Here is a 19,516-nt window from a genome sequence, read left to right as displayed (position 1 = left end):
TAGATTTTACTGCTATATTCTTTATTATTAGCCTACAACAAAGCAATAAACAATATTGATAGCTAGCTAGTATATGACAATGTGAAAAATGAGACTGAATCTTATTGCTATTATAAAGATAATCAGACGCATTAGTAGCGCTTGATTGTGGCTATTACAATCATGGCACAACGCCACAAACTCACCTATAATAGCTTTATTACTTATTAATATTGCCTAAACTATGACCACACTTGCTTGTACTCCTGATGTATCTCTTAATAATGATAACTTTAAACCGACGTGTACAGAGCCGTTAAGAGTGGTATTTGCTGGCACGCCTGAGTTTGCCGCTGTGAGTCTTGAGGCATTAATCAAGCAGCAACAGGCATTGAATATCAGTATTGTGGCGGTCTATAGTCAGCCTGATCGTAAAGCTGGCCGCGGACAAAAGCTGGCGGCATCTGCGGTCAAGCAAGTAGCATTGGCACATGATATCGCTGTTGAGCAGCCAGAGACCTTTAAAAAATCAAGTGTAGAAGGGGTGACAGCAAGGCAAACTTTGCAAGACTATCAACCTGATGTAATGATTGTTGCTGCTTATGGGTTGATTCTTCCTATTGGTGTCTTGAATACGCCGACTTATGGTTGCTTAAACATCCACGCCTCATTATTACCACGCTGGCGTGGTGCAGCGCCTATTCACCGCGCATTATTGGCTGGTGATAGCGAGACTGGCATTACTATTATGCAGATGGATAAAGGGCTTGATACTGGAGACATGCTTTATAAAGTCAGTGCTAGTATTGAGTCTGATGATACGGCTGCCAGCCTACATGATAAAATGGCTGATCTTGGTGCGACTGCCATTATTACTGTGCTACAAGATTTACCACACTATCAAGCTCAGGCTATAGTACAAGATGACAGTCAAGCCAATTATGCTGAAAAGTTAGTCAAAACTGAAGGCGAAATTGATTGGACGCAGTCTGCCACTGTGATTGAACGACAAATTCGTGGCTTAAATCCTTGGCCTGGTGCTTATACTTTTTTGGCAGGTCAGCGTGTCAAAATTTTAGCCAGCTTGCCTGTGAATGCATCGCAACCAACCGATAAACAAGCAGGTACAGTTATTAGCGTTGGGCGCAAGGCGATTTTAATCGCTTGTGGTCATAACGATAATATTGATATTAATATAGACGCTAATACGCTGCAAGCCAGTACTTTAGCTGTTACTCAGCTACAGTTTGCAGGCAGCAAACCTGTGAGCGCCGAACAAATCTGCCATGGCAATCAGCTCAATGATGGCGACCAGTTTAGTAAAGAGACAAAATAATTTCATTTAGCCGTACACAATCCAAATCGCACAAGACGCTAATTATTAGATGTCAAGGAAATTCAATTTAATGAGACAAAACAGCACTGCGCCAAGAAACAACAAGCTTAAACCGTCAAGCAACCTTATCATGAATGGTAGCGTCCGCGTCCGTGTCATTCGTACTTTACTAGCGATTCAAAATGGTCAGTCGCTTGCAAGCGTCCTTGACCCGTTACTAAACAGTTTGCATGACGGTGATAAGGGTTTTGCTCATGCGTTATTGCTAACCACGTTGCGCCAGTGGTATGCCCTTGAGCGTCTACTCGATAGTCTGGCTGATAACTCGATTGATGAAAAAGAAGTACGTACGACTATTCAAGTGGGTTTGACGCAGCTGCTCTATTTGCAAGTGGCTGACCATGCGGCAATTCATGAAACGGTTGAAGCAGCAAAAGAAATCGAATTTGCGCATGCGACGGGTTTAATCAATGCCATCTTGCGTAAAGTTGCTAAAAACCCAAGTAAGTTCCGCAAGAAGTGCGATAAAAAACACAGCTTACCGAATTGGCTTGCCTATCAGCTTAAGCAAGATTGGAGTGAGCAGTATGACGATTTGATGCAGGGTCTACGTCAACCTGCGCCAATGTTTTTGCGAGTGAATACAGCGGTTACCTCGGTAGAAGATTACCAGCAAGCATTAGTAGAATTTGAAGTTGAAGCAGATTTGGTTGAGCTAACGAGTGGTTTACAACTTGAGAAATCGTCGGATACAGCGACATCTAATAGCATATTAACCAAAGGGTTAAGATTGCATCAAAGTACCGCAGTCAATGCTTTGCCTCAATTCGCTGAAGGCGCTGCTAGTGTACAAGATATGCATGCTCAGCTTGCAGCGCCGCTTATCCATAATGCTCTACTTAATAAACTGAGTATTAAAAACAATGATACAGACGGCGATGTAGATACAAGCAACGACGAAGTCCGTATTTTAGATGCTTGTGCAGCACCGGGTGGTAAGCTTGCTCATTGGTTAGAATTAATTAGCTCAAAAGAGTCTTCGCTGTTTCACGTGAAACAAAACGATGAGTCAATTAATGTAGTTTCAAAAGTAAAAATTACTGCGATAGATAGTGAAGCGCCACGTATCGAGCGTATTCATACCAATTTACAACGCTTGAACTTAAGTCAGCACGACTTACAGCAAGCTGAGAAAAATATCGAGCTAAATATCGTCTGTGCTGACGCAACGACATGGCAAGGCGCTGGTAAGAAAAAGAGCAAGCTCGTATTTGACGCTATATTGCTAGACTCACCTTGTACGGCGACTGGCGTGATTCGTCGCCATCCTGATATCAGTATCTTGCGCACCGAAGAAGACGTCGAGCAAACGGCATTGCTACAAGCCGATATCTTGCATAATCTATGGCCACAACTTAAGGTTGGCGGTTATTTGTTATACGTCACTTGCTCTATTCTAAAGCAAGAAAACGTTGAGCAGATGCAGGATTTTATGACTCACTATAACAATGTAGTAGCCATTGAATTTAGCGACGATTGTAATTGGGGTATCGAACAAGCGATTGGTCGTCAATGCTTGCCAATTGATAGCGAAAGTGGTGATGGTTTTTATTATGCCTTGCTGCACAAAACTGCTGAATAAACTGTTTTAATTAATCATCTCATTGTAGACAGGACAATCTAATGAAATATATCAGTACCCGTGGTCAGACAGCGCCGATGGATTTTAGTGATGTGTTATTAATGGGTCTTGCACCAGACGGTGGTTTGATGTTGCCTGAGCATTATCCGAATATTGATAGTGCGACGCTTGCTGAGTGGCGCGCGCTGAGCTACCCACAGCTTGCGATGGCGATTATGCAGCGCTTTGCGACCGATATTCCTGCGGCTGATCTGCAGGATATTATTGAGCGCACTTATACCGCTGATATATTTGGCTCTGATGAGATTGTTCCTGTCCGCAAGCTTGAAGATGATTTATACATTTTAGGCTTGTCGAACGGTCCGACATTGGCATTTAAAGATGTTGCCATGCAGTTTTTAGGTAATGCCTTTGAATATGTGCTCAAAAGAAAAGACGCGCGTATTACTATTATTGGTGCAACCAGTGGCGATACGGGCAGTGCGGCAGAATATGCACTACGCGGTAAAGAAAATATCGAAGTCTTTATGCTGTCACCGCACGGCAAAATGAGCGAATTTCAGCGCGCGCAGATGTATAGCTTGACTGATAAAAATATTCATAATATCGCCATCGAAGGTATGTTTGATGATTGCCAGGATATTGTTAAAGCGCTACAACAAGATGCTGATTTCAAAGCGGCTTATAATTTAGGTACGGTTAACTCTATTAACTGGGGTCGTATCCTAGCGCAAATCGTTTATTATTTTAAAGCTTACTTTGCCGTGACTTCAAGTAACGACGAAAGGGTTAGTTTTAGCGTGCCATCAGGCAACTTTGGTAATATTTGTGCTGGTCATATTGCACGTGAAATGGGGCTGCCAGTTGATCGTCTAATCGTCGCAACCAACGAAAACGATGTACTGAACGACTTTTTTAATCAAGGTGCGTATCAGCCACGTCCGACTGCCAAAACCTATATTACTTCAAGTCCTTCAATGGATATCTCTAAAGCTTCTAACTTTGAGCGTTTTGTTTATTTGTTACTAGATAAAGATAGCGCCCGCGTCCATGAATTATTTGAAGGTGTGAAATCTGGTCAAGGTTTTGATTTGCCTGATTTGATGGAGGCGGTCAACACTCGCTACGGTTTTGCAGCAGGTAAGTCGACCCACAATGACCGTTTACAAACCATTAAAGCGCTTTATGAGCAGTATGGTGAACTAGTCGATCCACATACAGCTGATGGTATTAAGGTCGCTAAAGAGTTGCAGCGCGAAGGTGAAGTGATTGTTTGTGCTGAAACAGCGTTACCGGTTAAGTTTGCCGATACGATCGTTGAAGCAATAGGTCAAATAGATATTGCTCGTCCAGCCCATACTGAAGGTTTAGAGAGCTTACCGCAACATGTGGTGGTGCTTGATAATGAGGCTGAGTTGGTTGCTGAGCAAATTCGTCAACAAGTCACGCCAAATCCTGCCTAGTCGATTTTATTTTTAGCTAATTGTTAAAATGAATATCCAGTCTAAGGTTACGCTATTGTAAAAAAGTGTTTATGATTGTGTTATGGTGGATATAATTGTAATATTAGAAATCGCGTCGGTAGGTCATCGGTTTACCAGACGCTTTTTTAGCAATCATACCTGTCACTCATATCAGTCACTAACACTGAATAGCTGCTCTATAGACGTTATGATAAAGTGCTATAAGTCTTTATTTTTCCTTAATTCTTTGTTGTTATTTTTAAATAAAGGTAAAATAAGCCAACTTAAGTAGCCTTGATTATGGCGCTAACAGCGTTACATATTGTGGATATAACCATGAAGATGAGCTTAAAAAATATCGTAAAAGCGCTATTGGTGACAACCTTTAGTGGTGCAATGCTGATGAGCACCGCCCACGCTAATAATCCGCCGCCGACCATTAAAGCGGATGCGCCCAATCGCTATATTGTCAAAAAAGGCGATACTTTGTGGGATATCTCAGGACGTTATCTGGATAGTCCATGGCGCTGGAAAGAGATTTGGGCGACCAATAAGCAAATCAAAAACCCTCATCTTATTTATCCTAATGACGTTTTGATTTTATGCGTCATACAAGGTAAAACTCTGATCGGCGTTGATACGGGCGAGGGTTGTGCAGGGATTGAAAAACAGTTAACAGGCAATGTGGTGACTACGACAGTCGCTGTTACCTCTGCTGTCAATAGCATTCCACCGATTCCTTGGTCTGCCATTCAGCATTGGCTTGATAAGACACTGATTGTCAATCCGCAAGATTTTAATACCACGCCTTATATTCTAGCCTCTAAAAAAGGCAATTTAATTACGGCTAGTGGTGACAAGGTTTATGCCAAAGGCGTGCCACTGCTTGTAGGTCAACGTTATGGTATCTACCGTGAAGGCGAGATGTATATCGAGCCAAAAACGCAAAAAGTCATTGGTTTAGAAGTCACACAAGTGGCAACGGGATTGGTTACGTCTACGGCAACCAATGGCGTGACGAGCTTGCAGCTTATCGACAGTTACGGTAAAGAAGTTCGTGAAGGCGATCGAGTATTTGTTGAATTAGACAATGCTATCCCACCAGTCTTTTATCCGACGCCTGCAACCGTTAATCGCGGTGGTATGATTGTTCGTGTGATGGATTCTATCAGCTCAGCTGCCAAAGGTAGTGTGGTGGCAATTAACTTGGGTCGCATACATGGTGCGAAGCCGGGTGATGTATTGACTGTTTATCAAAAAGGCGCAGTCATACGTGATATTAAGGACAATGATACACCGGTACGTTTGCCGAGTGAGCCAAGCGGTATGGTGATGGTGTTCAATAGTTTTGACAATATCAGTTATGCTTATGTGCTTGAGTCTGAGCTGCCACTGAGCATTGGTGATCAGCTGTTGCCACCTCCTTATTTATAACCCTGCCTCAAGTTTTAGCGAGCAGATCTTAGATAAGCCTATAAGAGTCATACGATGATGACGGTAGCCACTTTTACTTTATCAGATGAGCAGCGTGCAATACTGGCGCTGTGGTTTGAGTTAAATGCGTCATTATCATCTTATCATAAACTCATTCATAACTATGATAGTGCGCAGCTTGCATGGCAAGCTGGCGTAGAGTCGTGGCGTCAACTAGGGATTCATCATAGCCATTTAACTCGTCATGAACATCCAGAGAAAACGCGCGCCAGCATCGATACCATTCAACAAGCATTGATAGAAGAAAAGTACGGTCTATTATTTGCCGACCAACCTAATTATCCTGCTCAATTGTTAGAAATCTACGATCCACCGCCGCTGTTATTTTATCGAGGTAATAGTGAATTGTTGCGTTGGGCACAAATCGCTATTGTTGGCAGTCGCAAGCCGACGGCACACGCGCAAAAAATTACCTTTGATATGGCACAGTATCTTGCACAAGCAGGCTACGTCATTACCAGTGGACTTGCCATTGGTGTGGATAAGCGCGCCCATCTTGGCGCATTGGCACAGACCGATGTAGCGTGCCAAGGTCGCACAGTCGGCGTTATGGGGACGGGTATTGATGTCAATTATCCCAATCATCATGATCGTCTGTTTAGCCAAATTATTGAGCAAGGTGGTTGCATCATCAGTGAACTATTACCGCATACGCTACCACATAAGCATACTTTTCCACGTCGCAACCGCTTGGTTGCAGGGTTGAGCCTTGCGACCATCGTCACTGAGGCAACGATTAAAAGTGGCTCGCTTATTACTGCGCGCCTCACATCCGAGCAAGGTAAGCAAGTTTTTGCAATTCCAAGTCATATAGACAATAGCAATGCTGAAGGGTGCCATCATTTAATACGTGAGGGTGCGACCTTGGTTTATCATCCTCAGCAAGTATTGGATGATATCAGTGTGCAATTGCCAAGCCAGTCTAAGCAGCATCAACTTGATCATAATTCAAAAGCACAAAGTCTTGATAAGTCAGTATTTAAGCAGTCTGCTACCATTAAAAAAACAATAAAACCTCAGGAAGTGAAGCCAGCGCCTAGTATTACTGTACCTGAGCATCTAACCACCTTGTTTGAAAAGTTGGACTGGCATGGTCAAGATTTGGATGCACTTATCCTTGTGACTGAGCTTGTGCCCGCACAATTGATTGGGCAGTTGATGGAGCTAGAGCTATTGGGCGCAGTGACGGTCCAAGGTGGACGCTATTTACGTATTTAATGATACTGATGTTTTTAAATATACTTGCAGCACTGCATTTTTTGTAAAATAAATTCACGCTATCTCTTTTCATTCTCTTTGTTCTAAAGGCATTATTTATGTCCTTATCTACACCTCTTATTACTGACTCTACTATACAAGCAGCTACTTGGCTTAAAAAGGGGCAGCTACTTGCTTACCCAACCGAAAGTGTGTGGGGCATTGGTTGTGACCCATTCAATAAGCAAGCAGTCATGCGGCTACTTAATATCAAGCAGCGTCCAATAGAGAAGGGGATGATTGTGGTCACTGATAGTCCCAGCCGCATTACGGCTCTGCTAGAAGGTTTGAGTATTGACCAACGTCAAAGGGTGCTTGATAGCTGGCAAGCTGATTCGAAAGACGCTACTGTCAAACAAGCGCATACTTGGCTACTACCTATTCCAAAAAATCTGCCGATTACTATTCCATCGTGGATTACGGGTACTCATGGTAGTGTTGCCGTACGTGTGATTGATCATCCATTGGTTAAGCGACTGTGTGAGCAAATGGTGTCAGTTAGCAATCCTTACGGTTTTGTCGTCTCAACAAGCTGCAACCCATCAGGAAAGCCACCTGCTCTGTCACTCATCGAAGCACAGAGTTATTTCTTAGGTGACAATGTAAACTCAAATGAGTGCGTTGGTTATCTTAAAGGGGAAACACTAGGCTATCAATTGCCAAGCCAAATAGGCGATGCATTGACAGGACAAGTTATTCGATAGTTTAATATTTAATAGCCAAAATTTCGCATAACTATCTCTGCTTCTTATTACTCAGCCCTGACGTCTACACTTGTCCCCTTGTTTTCATAGTGTGCTTTTTGTCACACTGATGAGAATATAATCAATAATAAGGATAATAAGTGATGAATATTTTAATTAGCGGTGGTTCGGGATTTTTGGGTAGTGCTTTTAGCCAAGAGCTGCAGAGGCGCTACCAACAGATGGGAAAAGAGTTACAGATTACTTGGTTGACCCGTGATAGTAATCAAGCACATCCTAGTGATATCACGATGATGACCTATGATGAACTTGCAAATTCAGATGCATACTTTGATGTGATTTTAAATCTAGCTGGCGCAGGTATTGCTGATGCGCGCTGGAGTGACGATCGTAAAGAGCAATTGCTAGCCAGTCGAATCAAGCCGACAAAAAATATACTGGCATTTGTTGCCCGCAGTCATGTAAAGCCAAAATTGCTTGTTAGTGGTTCAGCGATTGGTTGGTATGGCAATCAAGGCGATAAACCCTTGACCGAGAGCAGTGGTTTTCAGACAGATTTTGCCCATCAGTTATGCGATGACTGGGAGCAACTGGCGCTACAAGCAACTGAGTTTGGTGTACCAGTGACGCTTGTGCGTACGGGTGTGGTCATCCATCCTACAGGCGGTATGCTTAGCAAGCTCTTAACCCCTTTTAAAATGGGTGTTGGTGGGCAGTTAGGTAATGGTCAACAAATCATGAGTTGGATCAGCCGTGATGATTGGGTAGCGGCAGTAACATTTATTATAGAGCAGCAGCTTGATGATAGTACTTTTCAGGTTAATGAGAATACGCTCCATCCAGCAAACAATAACGACATGAAAATTTATAATTTAACCGCGCCAAATCCTGTAACTAATCATACTTTCACCAAAACATTGGGCGCTTGGCTACATCGTCCGACCTTTTTTACTTTGCCGGCGTTTTTACTCAAGCTGATATTTGGTGAAATGTCGACACTACTTATTGATGGACAGAAGGTGCTGCCGAAAGCATTGCTTGATGGTGGGTTTGAATTTAAACATCAAACGCTTAAAGAAGCCTTGGAACAACAAGCAGTAAAATAGTACTCATCAAATCTGGCATAATAAATCTATAGTAAGCGCTATAGCTATTTCATAGACTGAAAAAGCGGATTGTTTCACATGAAACAATCCGCTTTTTTGGTTTTTATAAAGGGATAAGCACATAAATAGTGTCAGGTTTCAATAAACAAAAACTCTGTCTTCAACAGGTAAGAATATTGACGTACTATACGTGCGTCTTTGGCTGGTTAAATTTTGTTATGTGGCTTTTTATAATAGGTACGCAACTACTGGCGTTTATGACGAGTATGATATTTTGGTGGTTAATCAAACCAAAATTTCGCTTTAGTCGTATAAGTTTAGTCCTCAGTATTTTTGTGATTAATAATACTTTTCTTATCTACGGGCTGAGTGAGTTTTGGCGAGAGCGCTTTCATGTCTATCTGGCCGCCAGTATTTTGCAAGGCTTTATGTTGTATGCTGGTTTGGTCACCGCTATCATTGCTATTATTTATACTCAGGTTTTTAAACAGAAGCTCAATAACGTATCCATTCGCGCGTTTGCAGTCGCTGTTTATACGGGGATTATAAGCTTGGCAGTGTTTAATGCCTACTCTCCAGTCATTCATCATTTGACGGTAAAAATGGAAAAAAATTTAGTCAAACCGATGAGAATAGCTTTAGTTTCTGATACCCATTTGGGTAGATGGTTTGGTAATCAGCAGATAGATAAAATGGTTGCGCTAATAGATGGGCAAAATCCTGATGTGGTGCTTATCGCCGGTGACGTCATGAACGATTCTACTGATGCTTATAATAAAACCAATATGCATGAGCATTTATCAAAATTAAGAGCGCCACTTGGTGTCTATGCAACTTTAGGTAATCATGATTACTCTGGTAATGAGATTGCGATTGCCGAAGCGATTGAGCGTGCCGGCATACAGGTGATTGATAATAAAAGTGTATGGTTGGATGATGCTGTATTGCTGGTTGGGCGTTCAGATGCGACAGACCCTAAGCGTCCTGCGGCAGCAGATTTGATGGGTGACATTCAAACTGATAAACCAGTGCTGTTTTTGGAGCATAGTCCTGAGGCTTTAGCAGAAATAAAGGACTTGCCAGTTGATTTACATTTATCAGGGCATACCCATGGCGGTCAAATATTTCCTTTAACCGTTTTACTAAAATGGTTTACGCCTTTGGTTTATGGCTTTAAAGCAGTAAATGGTAGCCAGTTTTTGGTCACTTCAGGCTATGGTATTGGAGCAGTGCCATTTAGGTTAGGAACGCGCTCTGAGATTTGGTTGATTACTTTACAACCGACCTAATACGCTTCAATATATTGTGATTAAATGAATTTAGCTCAGAATAAACACACAGTGCTTAAACCCCGCTCAAGGATTTGCTCATGCGTTACGCCTTTATTCTCACCATTATTGTGCTGCTAGAGCTTTTTAGCACGGGTGCAGCGCTCAGCTTGCAGTGGTGGCTGCAGCCTTGGATAGATTCGACAACTACATCGATTGCGGTATGGATAGGGGTGTTTTTAATTACTCATGTTTTATTATTACTAAGCGTTACCAAGTTATTTTCTAATAGCTATCGCTGGATGAGTGGTTGGATGTTGGTGATGCATTTCATGATACTGACTGCGGTAGCGACTGGTATATTGTATGGAGGGTCTTGGCTTTTAACCCCCTTGCTTGATAGTACGCTTGACCATTCAGAGATAATTGCTGCTGGATTACGCGTTTTTGCGCTGCTGTTTTTTATAGGGCTGTTTGCATATGCTTTATATAGCGCATATATACCCGTTGTGCGTGAGCTGTCGATTCATATTCATAAACCTTTAAACAATCCATTGCGTATCGCGGTCGCTAGTGATTTACATTTAGGTCGGCTATTTGGTAATAAAGCTATTGAGCGGCTGCATACCATGCTAAGCAAGTATCAAGCAGATATCTTATTGATACCAGGCGATATCATGGATGACAATACACAGGCATTTAACACTTATAATATGAAAGATAGCTTGGCAAAACTTGTCGCCAGTTTGCCATATGGTGTCTATGCGACGTTGGGTAATCATGATTTATATGGTCATGAGCAGCCCATCAGTAACTCTTTACGCGCGGCGGGCGTGCAGTTATTAAATGATGAAGCAACACACTTCAGCCATCAAGGAGAAGTGGTATGGCTTATGGGACGCTTTGATAATCATAAGCGTCAGCGCGTCGCAACGACTGAGCTGCTCGCACAAGTAAATAGTGCTGAGCCCGTGGTTCTTTTAGATCACAGACCCAGCGCTATCATCGAACACAGTCAGCTACCAATAGATTTACAAGTATCAGGACATACCCATAACGGTCAAATATTCCCTGCTAATTTTATCGTCAGCGCGATTAACCGTTTAGGTTATGGCTATGAAGCCATTGGCAAAGGACATTTTGTTGTGTCCTCAGGCTATGGATTTTGGGGGATACCGTTTCGACTAGGCTCCCGATCAGAGATTTGGATAATCAATCTTACAGGTACCAATGTAGGTACTTAAATTTAAGATCAATAAGTACTCAAATATTAAAATTCTAATTAAGCGCTCAATAGCGCTCTTGTTTTTATGATTTCACGCACAAAGTTAGCAAATCCTGTGATGATATGCTGAGTTTCTTGCCCTAATCTTTGGTGAACGCTCATAAAGTGAATAAATCCATGCGGTGCGCCAAGTACCGTATGGGTTTGTACGGCTATACCATAACTCTTTAGCTGATTGGCATAAGCAAACGCTTCATCACGTAAGACATCTAATTCTGCTGCAACGACATAACTTGGACAAACCTGTCGATTGTCCCCAAGCATCGGTGAGGTTAGGATATGCTGACGCGGTAACGGACTATTTTCTAAACAAGCGGCATCAAAAATGGCAACATCAGCATGGTCGAGTAATAGACCTTCACCATATAATTCCCAGCTTGGATAATCGGTCTCAATATCGGTCACAGGATATAAGGGCATCTGTGCCATAGGATGTGGTAAACCTTGTAATATATCAAAGGTCTTTTGACCTTCATCACCTAGATCCAACCAAGCCTCTTTATTTGGCGTGATGATTTGCTGAGCCATCAAAGTAGATAATCCACCACCTGCGCTATCACCTGCTAATACAATGCGTGATGGCAAAGCACCAAATTCTTCACAATGTTCAGCCAACCAAGCATAGGCACTGATACAGTCTCTTACGGCAGCAGGGGCAGGGTGTTCAGGTGCTAAGCGATAATCAACACTAACGACCGGCCAACCCGTCTGCTCACAAATAGCATGACAAAATTCATGATGGGTATTAAGATCACCAATACAAAATCCACCACCATGAAAAAACAATAGCACGGTCTCATCAGGATTAATGGTTTGCTCTTTTTTAAAGCCAAAACCATTATCAGAGGTCTCATTTTGATAGCAGCGAATGGTCATATCACAGTCGTCGGCATTGGTAATCGTCCTATCTTGCCAACTGATAGCGCTATCGCCTTTTTTATGAAACTGTTTCAAATTGATAAGCAAGTTGTCAGAAGCCTGCTGCCATACTTTTGGTGCTTGCATAGCGACCGCATCTGTTGCAAAACGTTTACGCAGCTCAGACATCTCTATCAGCTGCAAAGGCGTTTTTAGCTTGCTATTGACCGCAAGTATTAAGCGCAGATGGGCATCAACATGCAAATATTGCTTTGAAGTAGGTCCATCTAGACACTTTATCAAACTCTCAAGAATCGGCGTAGGTAAGCAGCCAAAGCTTTTTATGGCATAGTGCAGTAGATGCGGTTGATAGTTGGTCATCAGATGATGCTCGAGTATCTTTTCTTTAATAGATAAGCCTTTATCCTCGCGACTATCTTGCAAGACACTCTCTTCTATATCCGTTATTTCAGCTGATACATTGATATCAGTGCTTTTAGGGTTCTTATCTTGTCCAAATGACATAAGATTTAGGGTCTTCACCGCTTTATTGAGTAAGGTGTTGACTGATAGTACTGTTGAGTTAGACATAACACCTCTTAAAAATCATGGTGAATACTTATTAATGGTAAGTATTCACTGTTAGTATTTTGCTGACATTTGGCAAATGTGTAATGACTGTTATGCAGTCAATTTTGATTATAGCAATCATAAAATAATCGAAAATTAAGTTGGGTATTCTTTGGTAATAGTTTGGGTACAAAGCGTAAAGGATTGGGAATAAATGACGACTTTTTGTACCTTTTGTTGGTGTAACTACATATTTATGGTTAATAAAGATCAGCAATGTGTATGCGAAATTGATAGATATCCGACTGTTTTTTCTTTATTTGCATAGGGTTTTTTAGTGGTGAGAAAAATTCCTTGCATTGGGCTTGAAATTTGCCTTCATAACCTTTATCAAGCAGCTATTGAAAGGTGATTACATATAGTTATACAAAGAACCAGTAATAAAGGTTCAGTAGGCAGTATAAGCCTATGAATTATGAGTAAATGCATTAGTAATAACCACAAAGTGGCGAGCACTGCGCCAATTTTTTGTGTGCTACATTGCATCATTATTACGACACTATTAAATTATGACACTATCAAGGAGTTATCATGAGTGAGCAAAATAACAACCACGAATCGATCGATCAAAATGTTTCACATGACAATGTCTCACATGACAACGTGGCACACGATGAGAGCATCTTAGAAGAGACTTTAAAAGAATTTGACCCACAAAATAATGCTGGTGAAGAAAGTGTCATCGAAAATGATATTGATCTTGATACTTTTAAAGCCCGTATCGCTGAGCTAGAAGACGAAGTTAAACAAGCTAAAGAAAGTACCGCTCGTGCCAATGCCGAAACTTACAATGCGCAAAAGCGTATGGAGCAAGAGGCGGATAAGAGTAAACGTTTTGCCCTACAGAAATTTGCCAAAGAGCTTTTGGAAGTGGTGGATAACTTGGAGCGTGCGATTGAAAACGTCAATGCAGACGATCCTGTTACTGAAGGCGTGAGACTGACACATAAAGCATTGCTAGATGTGCTGAACAAAAATGGTGTCGAAGTGGTCGAGCCACAAGGCGAAAAATTCAACGCTGATTTTCATGAAGCAGTCGGTATCGACGCTGATGCCCCAGCTGATACGGTGGGTACAGTCTTACAAAAAGGCTATAGCTTAAATGGACGTTTATTACGTCCGGCGATGGTACGTGTCGGTCAGTAGTAGGACAGCCGTTAAAGCGATAGTATGTTAAGCATATAACGTCGTCAACGTAGTCCTAAATGGTCATCGAGTATATAGGCAAAAGATATTCAGTCTTTAACTGTGCTAAACCTTATTATTAGTGGGGCTTTTGACAAAAAATCACACAAAAGGCATTATTTGCATGGTTAGCGACTTGAAAAAATACATAAGCAAACCGATATAAAGCAACAAGTGACCGACTACGATCTAGTGATCGACGGTCTGATGCAATAAAATTTTATTTAAAAATAAATTAGGAGCAATTCAGTATGGGTAAAGTCATTGGTATTGATTTAGGTACAACCAACTCATGTGTCGCAGTAATGGAAGGTGATAAAGTTAAAATCATCGAAAATGCTGAAGGTACGCGTACCACCCCTTCAATTGTCGCTTATAAAGATGACGAGATCCTTGTCGGTCAGTCAGCTAAGCGTCAAGCGGTTACCAATCCAAACAACACCTTATTTGCTATCAAGCGTTTGATTGGTCGTCGTTTTGATGACAAAGTTGTGCAAAAAGACATCGGAATGGTGCCTTATAAAATCGCCAAAGCAGATAACGGTGATGCATGGGTAGAAATCAACGGTAAAAAACTAGCACCACCACAGGTTTCTGCTGAAATTTTGAAAAAAATGAAAAAAACAGCAGAAGACTATCTTGGTGAAACGGTTACTGAAGCTGTCGTAACCGTACCTGCTTACTTTAACGATTCACAGCGTCAAGCAACGAAAGACGCGGGTAAAATTGCGGGTCTTGATGTAAAACGTATCATCAACGAACCAACTGCTGCTGCTCTTGCTTACGGCATGGACAAAAAGCAAGGCGATAGCACTGTTGCCGTTTATGACTTAGGTGGTGGTACCTTTGACGTATCAATCATCGAAATTGCTGACGTTGATGGCGAGCAGCAGTTTGAAGTATTAGCGACCAATGGTGACACTTTCCTTGGTGGTGAAGATTTTGACTCAGCATTGATTGACTTCTTAGTCGCTGAATTCAAAAAAGACCAAGACGTCAATCTAAAAGGTGACTCTCTTGCGATGCAGCGTCTCAAAGAAGCGGCAGAAAAAGCAAAAATTGAGCTATCAAGTGCCCAAAGTACTGAAGTAAACTTGCCGTATATCACTGCTGATAGCAGTGGTCCTAAGCATTTGGTTGTGACTATCAGTCGCTCAAAACTTGAGAGCTTAACTGAAGAATTGGTACAACGTACCATGGGTCCTTGTAAGATTGCCTTGGAAGATGCAGGTATAAAAATCGGCGATATTGACGATGTCATCTTGGTTGGTGGTCAGACTCGTATGCCTTTGGTACAGCAAAAAGTACAAGAATTCTTCGGTCAAGAGCCACGTAAAGACGTGAACCCTGATGAAGCAGTAGCAGCCGGTGCAGCTATTCAAGGTGCGGTATTGTCTGGTGAAAAAACCGACGTATTGCTACTTGATGTGACACCATTGACGCTAGGTATCGAAACCATGGGTGGCATCTTGACGCCAATCATTGAGAAAAACACCATGATTCCGACTAAGAAATCACAGGTATTCTCAACGGCTGAAGACAACCAGCCAGCGGTTAGCATTCAGGTTTATCAAGGCGAGCGTAAAATTGCGAACCAAAATAAACAGCTTGGTCGTTTTGACTTAACTGATATTCCACCAGCACCACGTGGTTTGCCACAAATCGAAGTAAGCTTTGACATCAATGCTGACGGTATCATGAATATCTCAGCGACGGATAAAGGTACTGGTAAAGCTCAAAGTATCCAAATCAAAGCGGATTCTGGTTTATCGGACGAAGAAGTTGAACAAATGATTCGTGATGCTGAAGCCAATGCTGCTGAAGATGAGAAATTCGCAAATCTTGCGCAAGTGCGTAATGAAGCGGATGGTCGTATCCATGCAGTACAAAAAGCGCTAAAAGATGCGGCTGATAAAGTATCTGACGATGAAAAATCATCAGTAGAAGCGGCTATCTCTGAGCTTGAAGCAGCGGCGAAAGAAGATGACCATGAAGAGATCAAAGCCAAGCTTGAAGCATTAGACAACGCCTTCTTACCAGTTAGCCAGAAGATTTATGCTGATGCAGGCGCTAGCGCCGAAGGTATGGATCCAAACCAGTTTCAACAAGGTGCGGATAATGCTGGCGAGAGCAACCAAGCAGACGACGATGTGGTCGATGCTGAGTTCACTGAAGTAGAAGACGATAAAAAATAATTATACGGCTAATAAGTAGTTAAATAAAAAACGCATCCTTCGGGGTGCGTTTTTTTATTTCATTAATAAGATTGCAATTCACATGTCACGCTTTAAAAGCGCTTATCATCAGCACATCATAAGTCAAATTCACATGAGGTTGACCATCTTTATTTAATTCAGAAAACTGTTGCCAGTAATCTTGCTGAAATTGTTTTAGACGGGACTTGGTCCATGTAAATGGCTGACCACTACTTGACTGATCTTGCGTTCGATTAGTCGAAACCCCTGTTAGCTTCATATGTTTAAGAACAGCGTAGGGATTGGCAAAAGGTACATCAAAGCGCTGAGTTGATAGTTTGATATTCTCAAAACCTGCGACTTCTAATGCTGATTGCCAGTCACTGATAGCTGGATAATGTAGCCCTTGACCCGTTAGTTGCTTAATTTGCAAAAAGTTATCTGGCGTAAAAGTATTAAAGACTAATTGCCCTCCTGCTCGCAAACGCTGAGCAGATTGTTTTATAAAGCTCAATGGGTTATCAAACCACTGTACCGCATTTGCACTGACTATTAGGCTGTGCTCTATCAAACTAGGGTTTATTGAGTTAGAGACTTTGGATAATTCAATGGTTTCAGCATCACCAATTATTATGTTGGCTGTTGGTACTATCGATTGCAATATCGCTGCCCTTTCAGAACACAGATCATTGATAAACCAGTGCTGACTTTGAACGTTCTCTGCCAACAACCGCGTCATTTGACCTGTGCCTGCACCGATTTCAAATACGCTATCTTGCTTATTACGAGCGATAAGGGCAAGGAGATGCTGACAGATTTGCGCTTGAATATGGGCATGCTGGTCATAATCGCTAGCAGTGGCAAAATGACGCGCGATGGTTTGTTTTCTTGTGCTGAGAATGTCAGGTGTAGCAGGAGGTTTCATGTTGTTTGTTGCATCCAAATAATTCGCTTAACGCCAAAAGAAAGTAGTTACTAAAAAATAATCGCATTATAAATGCGCTATCAGCCGCTGACAGTCCTCATGGCTAAGCGCTGCATTCATCACTAAGCGAATACGAGCAGTATTGGCAGGAACAGTAGGCGGTCTGACAGGTAAGGCATAAAATCCTGCTGCTTGTAGCTGCTTTGCTTTTTCGACAGTGAGTGCATTATCGCCTAGTATATAAGGCACAATAGGGGAGGCATAGCCTGCATCTTGATGAATTAACGACACGCGATATCGTTCGGGAATAGCGTCACTAAGCGTGGCGGATAACCGTGCCAAATGAAGGCGCTGCTCCGTTAAGCTTGGCATTTTTGCTAAAATAAAACGTGTCCATGCGTGATTAATGGGTGGTAATGCGGTGCTAAAAATGAGGGGGCGCATCTGATTAATTAGCCAGTGTTTGACGACATCATCACACATGATATAAGCGCCAATAGAGGCAAAAGCTTTACCAAAAGTCCCCACCAGATAATCAATATCAGCCAGTGTTTGGGTTTCTTCTGCCAATCCTAAACCTGAATCACCTAAGATACCGATAGCATGGGCTTCATCGATATACAGCTCAATACGAGCATCTTTTGCTTTTAGTTGCACCAATTGCGCCAAGTCAGCGCGGTCACCATCCATACTAAAAACACTCTCCGTGACAATGATAATGCGCTCAACACTTGAATCTGCTTGCTCAATAAATTTGGCTAAATGCTCATAGTCGTTGTGACGATATCGACGATAGCTAACCAGCTTACTTTGGCTGAGGCGTATGCCATCAATAATACTAGCATGCACCAGTTTATCTGCCAAAATGAGCGTTTTAATTGGCAATGTCGTCAGTGCAGGCAAAATACCTATATTGGCATGGTAGCCGCTGTTGAATACCAGTACCGATTTTGATGAGGATAGGTTTTTCTTGTCTACAGCGTTTTGATACCAGTCTTGTAGTTCAGACTCCAATGCTTGCAGATGTTCATCGTTACCTGTCAAGAGCCTAGAGGAGGTGGCACTCATCCTAGGCATACTATCGACTGGAAATTGATTGAGTTGATTCAGGAAATCGCTCTGGAGTTGCTTATTACTGCCCAAACCAAGATAATCGTTGCAAGCGATATTGAGTAATCGCTTGCCTTCGCTAATGACATATTGCTCATGGTGTTGTAAGTTAGGTATCTGACGGTATTGATTCGCTGCTTTTAGCGCGTTAAGCGATTCTTGCAGACGATTGATAATAAGAGCAGTCATTGAGGTCCCTTTTTTTATTTAATCGCTTTTATTTGATCGTTTTTACTTATTAAAATGAGTTTCTGAGTAAATCGTCTCAAGAATAAGTAGGGATTATTGCACAAACTAAGTGGGTTGTAACAAAAGATTTCATATATCGGCCTTTGTAACTTGAACATTGATAAACACTTGCAAAACTTAACTTTCTTACCATTAAACACTGACAGAGTTTCTGACATGGTTTGTTACTATGTATACATCGTTAGCAAACAAGGCGATATGACTAAAAAGTCCACATAAATAAATAACTTGTTTGTCCACAGTGATTTTAAGGAGATACATATGAAAACTCTACAGAAAACTCTAATTGCATTAGCAGCCGGTTCATTACTAAGCATGGGTGCACAAGCTGCCGTTTCTTATGGCAACGGCTACACTGGTCAACCATACGTTGGTGCTAAAGTCGGTCAATTTGATTTAGACGTTGATGGCGCTGATGATCCAACCGCATATGGCGTATATGCAGGCTACAATTTCGATCCTAACTTTGGTATGGAAGCTGAATTTGTAGGCTCAGATGACGCAGATTACAGAGGCGGTGACATCGACGCAAAAACTTACGGCGCTTATGGTACCTACCGTTATGCTTTCCCAAATACTGGTCTATATGCTAAAGGTAAGCTAGGTGTTGCAAGAACTGAAATAGAAGCGACTGGTACTTCTCCAGCAGGTTTTTATAACGGTTCAAACAAAGATACTAGCTTAGCTGGTGGTGTAGGTCTTGGCTACTCAGTGAACCCTAACTTCAGTGTTGAAGCTGAATATGACAAGCTAGGTAGTGACGCAGATCTTATGACTGTCGGTGCACAGCTAAAGTTCTAATTTCTTGATACTTAATCTCTTTATATTAA

General features: G+C 41.9%; 15 protein-coding genes. 12 read left to right on the top strand and 3 right to left on the bottom strand.

The genetic code is table 11. The features are described from left to right. Positions 1-223 precede the first annotated feature (223 nt). The 9 genes from fmt to FQ082_RS05040 all read left to right on the top strand — a co-directional run bounded on the left by fmt (position 224) and on the right by FQ082_RS05040 (position 11,493). The gene (gene fmt / locus FQ082_RS05080) at positions 224-1,315 is read left to right on the top strand and encodes a methionyl-tRNA formyltransferase (protein ID WP_149492289.1); all 1,092 of its coding nucleotides are present in this window, start codon (positions 224-226) and stop codon (positions 1,313-1,315) included. 70 nt (positions 1,316-1,385) lie between these two features. Continuing rightward, the gene (locus tag FQ082_RS05075; RefSeq protein ID WP_133104030.1) at positions 1,386-2,957 is read left to right on the top strand and encodes a transcription antitermination factor NusB; all 1,572 of its coding nucleotides are present in this window, start codon (positions 1,386-1,388) and stop codon (positions 2,955-2,957) included. A gap of 41 nt (positions 2,958-2,998) precedes the next feature. Continuing rightward, positions 2,999-4,420: a threonine synthase gene (gene thrC / locus FQ082_RS05070; RefSeq protein WP_149492288.1), complete on the top strand. Its 1,422-nt coding sequence runs from the start codon at positions 2,999-3,001 to the stop codon at positions 4,418-4,420. A gap of 336 nt (positions 4,421-4,756) precedes the next feature. Beyond that, complete coding sequence (locus tag FQ082_RS05065; RefSeq protein WP_226939318.1) at positions 4,757-5,854, top strand: LysM peptidoglycan-binding domain-containing protein; 1,098 nt, start codon at positions 4,757-4,759, stop codon at positions 5,852-5,854. A 54-nt stretch (positions 5,855-5,908) separates the two neighbouring features. After that, positions 5,909-7,132 carry a DNA-processing protein DprA gene (dprA, locus tag FQ082_RS05060; protein WP_011514761.1) on the top strand — a complete coding sequence of 408 codons (1,224 nt, stop codon included), beginning with the start codon at positions 5,909-5,911 and terminating at the stop codon, positions 7,130-7,132. 98 nt (positions 7,133-7,230) lie between these two features. Next, entirely contained in the window at positions 7,231-7,875 is a 645-nt protein-coding gene (locus tag FQ082_RS05055) for an L-threonylcarbamoyladenylate synthase (protein ID WP_149492287.1), read from the top strand. Positions 7,876-8,018: 143 nt separating this feature from the next. After that, on the top strand, positions 8,019-8,981 hold the full coding sequence (locus FQ082_RS05050) for a TIGR01777 family oxidoreductase (protein WP_149492286.1): 963 nt from the start codon (positions 8,019-8,021) through the stop codon (positions 8,979-8,981). Positions 8,982-9,316: 335 nt separating this feature from the next. After that, on the top strand, positions 9,317-10,270 hold the full coding sequence (locus FQ082_RS05045; protein ID WP_262498160.1) for a metallophosphoesterase: 954 nt from the start codon (positions 9,317-9,319) through the stop codon (positions 10,268-10,270). Between the two features lie 80 nt (positions 10,271-10,350). After that, the gene (locus FQ082_RS05040) at positions 10,351-11,493 is read left to right on the top strand and encodes a metallophosphoesterase (protein WP_149492284.1); all 1,143 of its coding nucleotides are present in this window, start codon (positions 10,351-10,353) and stop codon (positions 11,491-11,493) included. A 38-nt stretch (positions 11,494-11,531) separates the two neighbouring features. Here the strand turns inward: FQ082_RS05040 and FQ082_RS05035 are convergent, their stop codons facing one another. Next, positions 11,532-12,983 carry an alpha/beta hydrolase gene (locus tag FQ082_RS05035; RefSeq protein ID WP_149492283.1) on the bottom strand — a complete coding sequence of 484 codons (1,452 nt, stop codon included), beginning with the start codon at positions 12,981-12,983 and terminating at the stop codon, positions 11,532-11,534. Positions 12,984-13,553: 570 nt separating this feature from the next. Here FQ082_RS05035 and grpE point away from each other — a divergent pair. Together grpE and dnaK are read left to right on the top strand one after the other, a co-directional pair. Then, the gene (gene grpE / locus FQ082_RS05030; protein WP_149492282.1) at positions 13,554-14,168 is read left to right on the top strand and encodes a nucleotide exchange factor GrpE; all 615 of its coding nucleotides are present in this window, start codon (positions 13,554-13,556) and stop codon (positions 14,166-14,168) included. A gap of 290 nt (positions 14,169-14,458) precedes the next feature. Next, positions 14,459-16,402, top strand: coding sequence for a molecular chaperone DnaK (gene dnaK, locus FQ082_RS05025; RefSeq protein ID WP_149492281.1), 1,944 nt, complete (start codon positions 14,459-14,461; stop codon positions 16,400-16,402). Between the two features lie 85 nt (positions 16,403-16,487). Here the strand turns inward: dnaK and FQ082_RS05020 are convergent, their stop codons facing one another. Together FQ082_RS05020 and FQ082_RS05015 are read right to left on the bottom strand one after the other, a co-directional pair. Continuing rightward, positions 16,488-17,327, bottom strand: a complete 840-nt coding sequence (locus tag FQ082_RS05020; protein ID WP_149492280.1) for a methyltransferase domain-containing protein — start codon at positions 17,325-17,327, stop codon at positions 16,488-16,490. A gap of 66 nt (positions 17,328-17,393) precedes the next feature. Next, on the bottom strand, positions 17,394-18,626 hold the full coding sequence (locus tag FQ082_RS05015; protein ID WP_149492279.1) for an 8-amino-7-oxononanoate synthase: 1,233 nt from the start codon (positions 18,624-18,626) through the stop codon (positions 17,394-17,396). A gap of 321 nt (positions 18,627-18,947) precedes the next feature. Here FQ082_RS05015 and FQ082_RS05010 point away from each other — a divergent pair, with 321 nt between their 5' ends. Next, positions 18,948-19,487, top strand: a complete 540-nt coding sequence (locus FQ082_RS05010; protein WP_011514751.1) for a porin family protein — start codon at positions 18,948-18,950, stop codon at positions 19,485-19,487. Positions 19,488-19,516: the final 29 nt, after the last annotated feature.

Source organism: Psychrobacter sp. ANT_H56B, assembly GCF_008369245.1.
GTDB lineage: Bacteria > Pseudomonadota > Gammaproteobacteria > Pseudomonadales > Moraxellaceae > Psychrobacter > Psychrobacter cryohalolentis.
Note: the sequence above shows the minus strand (reverse complement) of the source record. Positions and strands in the feature narration are given on the sequence as shown.

Bases quoted from the DNA above. Each gene is read 5' to 3' on its own strand.
- FQ082_RS05035 (WP_149492283.1), bottom strand. From the start codon at position 12,983: ATGTCTAACTCAACAGTACTATCAGTCAACACCTTACTCAATAAAGCG.
- FQ082_RS05020 (WP_149492280.1), bottom strand. From the start codon at position 17,327: ATGAAACCTCCTGCTACACCTGACATTCTCAGCACAAGAAAACAAACC.
- dprA (WP_011514761.1), top strand. From the start codon at position 5,909: ATGATGACGGTAGCCACTTTTACTTTATCAGATGAGCAGCGTGCAATA.
- grpE (WP_149492282.1), top strand. From the start codon at position 13,554: ATGAGTGAGCAAAATAACAACCACGAATCGATCGATCAAAATGTTTCA.
- FQ082_RS05055 (WP_149492287.1), top strand. From the start codon at position 7,231: ATGTCCTTATCTACACCTCTTATTACTGACTCTACTATACAAGCAGCT.
- fmt (WP_149492289.1), top strand. From the start codon at position 224: ATGACCACACTTGCTTGTACTCCTGATGTATCTCTTAATAATGATAAC.
- FQ082_RS05065 (WP_226939318.1), top strand. From the start codon at position 4,757: ATGAAGATGAGCTTAAAAAATATCGTAAAAGCGCTATTGGTGACAACC.
- FQ082_RS05075 (WP_133104030.1), top strand. From the start codon at position 1,386: ATGAGACAAAACAGCACTGCGCCAAGAAACAACAAGCTTAAACCGTCA.
- FQ082_RS05050 (WP_149492286.1), top strand. From the start codon at position 8,019: ATGAATATTTTAATTAGCGGTGGTTCGGGATTTTTGGGTAGTGCTTTT.
- FQ082_RS05040 (WP_149492284.1), top strand. From the start codon at position 10,351: ATGCGTTACGCCTTTATTCTCACCATTATTGTGCTGCTAGAGCTTTTT.
- dnaK (WP_149492281.1), top strand. From the start codon at position 14,459: ATGGGTAAAGTCATTGGTATTGATTTAGGTACAACCAACTCATGTGTC.
- FQ082_RS05015 (WP_149492279.1), bottom strand. From the start codon at position 18,626: ATGACTGCTCTTATTATCAATCGTCTGCAAGAATCGCTTAACGCGCTA.
- FQ082_RS05010 (WP_011514751.1), top strand. From the start codon at position 18,948: ATGAAAACTCTACAGAAAACTCTAATTGCATTAGCAGCCGGTTCATTA.
- thrC (WP_149492288.1), top strand. From the start codon at position 2,999: ATGAAATATATCAGTACCCGTGGTCAGACAGCGCCGATGGATTTTAGT.